The 3,447-nt window shown below is 55.5% G+C and carries 2 protein-coding genes and 1 pseudogene; 2 read left to right on the forward strand and 1 reads right to left on the reverse strand.

All coding sequences use genetic code 11. From position 1 onward, the window contains the following. Window positions 1-62: 62 nt before the first annotated feature. Both AX760_RS02775 and AX760_RS02780 read left to right on the forward strand, forming a co-directional pair. Window positions 63-2,936: a tetratricopeptide repeat protein gene (locus tag AX760_RS02775; protein ID WP_083557733.1), complete on the forward strand. Its 2,874-nt coding sequence runs from the start codon at window positions 63-65 to the stop codon at window positions 2,934-2,936. 66 nt (window positions 2,937-3,002) lie between these two features. Then, window positions 3,003-3,350, forward strand: a complete 348-nt coding sequence (locus tag AX760_RS02780) for a hypothetical protein (RefSeq protein WP_071831316.1) — start codon at window positions 3,003-3,005, stop codon at window positions 3,348-3,350. Here the strand turns inward: AX760_RS02780 and AX760_RS26585 are convergent. After that, window positions 3,342-3,447: pseudogene (locus AX760_RS26585) on the reverse strand (IS5/IS1182 family transposase); the annotation flags it as partial. The gene AX760_RS02780 and the pseudogene AX760_RS26585 overlap by 9 nt on opposite strands.

Raw genomic sequence — 3,447 nt, forward strand, 5'->3', positions numbered from 1 at the left:
CAAGACCCAGCATCGAAATTTATCGACATTTTGCGATTCTCGATTGGCGGAAGGACCGCTTTATGACCAAAATTAATTCCCCCCCCCTGTTCACTCGTCATACTGGCCGCGTGGTCAGCCGAATAATAGTCGCTACAATCGTTGCTGCGTCGGCACTGGCGAGCAATCCGTCACAAGCACGAGCCCAGGTGTCGTCGAACTTGGTGGTGCCACTCAGTGCCGACTTCGACTATGCCCCAATCTGCAACAAAAGAAATGACCGTACTCTTTCCACGGACTGGACCAAGTGGGACGGGCGGACATCCTCGGCTTCCAGCTATGATAGCGTCCTTTTGGATGCCCAATCCTACATAACCGGCAATGGAAAAGTTCCCCGCGATAAAGTTGTTGCGCGCCGCATGCTTGAATATCTGCGCTCGCAGAACTATTCCTTCGCGCCGCGCGCTTCGGCATTGCTTGCATCACTTCTGGTTGACCCGGCATCCGGACCGGTGGACGTCGCTCGCGCAGTCACTTTGGCGCAGGAGGGGATAGATCATGGCTTCTTTGAAGGCGCAACCTTCCTGGGTCGCCTGTATGGCGATGGTTTGCTTGTGGCGAAGGACCTCCTGAAATCGGAACAATACTTCAAAAGGGCCGCGGACGCAGGTGACCCGAATGCCTCGCTTTTGTTGGCAAGGCTTTATATCAGCGCGCCCGAACTGGCGCCGAGCGGCGACGCTGTTCCCGTACTTTTTAATCGGGCAGTCACCAATCTTTCCAAAAAGCTCAATACAGGACAGTGTGACGTTCTGAATATTTTCGCGGGGATTTACGGAAGCGACGACTTTGGCCTGTTCGACCCCGTGATTGCGACAAAGTGGTTGCAGGCATCGGCCAAAACAGGGGATTTCACAGCTATCGAACGTCTTGCTCGGCGCTACATGGTGGGCGAAGGTGTACCGGTCGATCGAGCAAAAGCAATCGCGCTACTGCGTGAAGCTGCGGAGAAGGGTAGTTCGGGAAGCAGATTGTTGCTTGCGCGACTGTATTTGGAGAATACCGACCTCCCGAATGCGCTGGACAATGCCAAGCAATGGCTGCGGATTGAAGCAGAGCGCGGAAATGGGCGCGCCTACGAGATATTGGCAAATGTTGCACGGGGCGACTTTGGCGGGCCACCCGATAATGCCGCAATGTTCTTCAATCTTGAAAAAGCCTCCCACAATGCTGTTGTGGACGGTGACGTCCTCAAGCGACTTGGCATCGCCTATGCCCATGGATTGGGTACGGCACGGAACTTGGAAAAGGCGATCGCTTATTTGAGCCAGGCCTCGAACATGGGGTCAGACTCCGCTTCCTTTGAGATGTTCACGCTTATAAACGACAACCGGGGCAGCGTTGACTTCAAATCCAATCCTGTGGCGGTTCTGCGCCGCGCTGCCAACAACGGCTTCAGTGAGGCGATGGCGGCGTTGTCCGACGCCTATTCCTGTGGAGTCGGTGTCGATCGCAATCCGGAAATTGGCTTTCGCTGGTTGGCTCGCGCGGCGGCGACCGGCAACCGGCCCAGCCTGATCGAGATTGGCAAAAGAGCGCTGCTTGCCGATGCTGAGGAAGGTGGCAACACCTTCTTTCGCAACATCAGACGCGCAGCGACACTCGGTGATCGCCAGGCAATGGTGTACTTGGCTGATGCCTATCGCAGAGGGATCGGGACCGACATCGATCTCGGGCTGGCTGATCGCTGGTATACCGATGCGCTTGCTCCGGGCAACGAGCGAAGCCAGGCTCTTCTGCTGCTTGCGCGCATGGAAATCGCAAAGGGTGAGCGCGCCAATATGATTGCCGCCGAAAAGCTTCTTCTTGAAGGCCTGTCAACCGGCGACACCTCGATCCTTTTTGAGCTTGCGAAGCTCTACGGCAAAGGGGCAGACGGAATTCCTCCGAATGCGCCCCGAGCACTGGAACTGTTTGTTCAGGCAGGAGTGGCGGGGCACGGCGGATCGATGTTGCAACTCGCCGACTACCGCGTTCCCACAAAGCAAAGCGGTGGCCTGGATTGGCGACAATGGCTCGACCGCGCAGCTCAAACGGGGAACATCCGAGCGATTTTGAAGGAAGCCTCCATTGCCACAGAGCCGAAGCAACGTGTTGAGAAGCTTGTGTTTGCCCTGAAGCAGCCGCTTTGCGATATCAAGGAGCAGGTCGCCGTAGCGGCCGCAATCATCAATGAGCCAAGCCTCAAAACGCACACTCAGGCCATCGTGCATCGGGCCCTGACAATACCAACCGACGACGCGGGCACCTTGTATCAGCTTGCAAATGTCTTGATGAATGCCGAGATGGTTGGCAGTGATGCGGTGTCGGGACCGTCCGTTATGTTGAAGGCTGCGCAAGCTGGCAAAGTCGAGGCTATGCGCGAAGTAGGACGAATGTATATCGAAGGCGCGATTTTACCCGCAAACTTTAATGAGGCGGTTAAATGGCTTACTCTGGCAGTGAGGGCTGGGGACCAAGGTGCAATCAAATCGGTTGCCGAGCTTGCCTTGGATTATAAAAAAACTGGAAAAGCGCCCGATGTCGTTCTGAGGGCCGTGTTGGAGCCTTTGAAGCTTGCAGCATTGTCTGGATCAGGATCGGCGGCCAAGGCGATTGCTGAACTTTATGCCAGCACCAACGCGGACGGGGACCTGGTGCAACAATGGATGCTGAAGGCTGGCAATCTAAACGACGGCGAGGCGATGGTCTTCATCTCCGATGCCTATGCCGCGGGGTCAAACGGATTTGGTCAATCTGATGCCAAAAGTACCGAATGGATCGCAAAGGCAGCAAAGGCCGGTTATCCGCCGGCGTTCGAGCGGTACGCCATAGCATTACAGATTGGCTACGGAACACCAGTCAATATCAGCGAAGCCAGCCAGTGGTTAGAGAAAGCAGGAACTGTAACGCAATAACCTAATGCATGGCGCACCCGATTTTGAGCGCGCATCGTTCTTGTCCCTGTTCGAAGGAAAACAGCTGTGACCCAAGAGACGCCGACCGCGATCGATGATGCCCTTCTGCTCGAGCTGCGGGGGGTGCGTGATGATCTGAAAAGTCGGATGTTGAGTGAGGCCAACCGAGCAACGCAGCGGGCTTTCATGGCGCTAGTTATTTTGGCTGCCTTCGGAGCGGGGGTAGTGACACAGGCCTATTGGAGGCCGTTGTCACCGCAACTCGAAGCCGGCGCAAAAATGATGAAGCCATTGTCGCAAGTGTCCAAGGCTGAGCCGAAACGCGCAAAAAAAACTGACACTGACGTCGTGGAACTCGAGCCGCAGACAAAGTCAGAATCTCTCAGAGTCCGTCCGAACACTTTCTCATTTTGAACATAGCCTTCGCAGCATGAGGCGGATGGAGGCTAATTTGAGGAAGGCAAGCGCATTTCTTGACAGGTTTTCGAGGTCCTTGGCCAGTCTACGGCAT

The sequence above is a fragment of the Pararhizobium antarcticum genome (assembly GCF_001885585.1).
Lineage (GTDB): Bacteria > Pseudomonadota > Alphaproteobacteria > Rhizobiales > Rhizobiaceae > Pararhizobium > Pararhizobium antarcticum.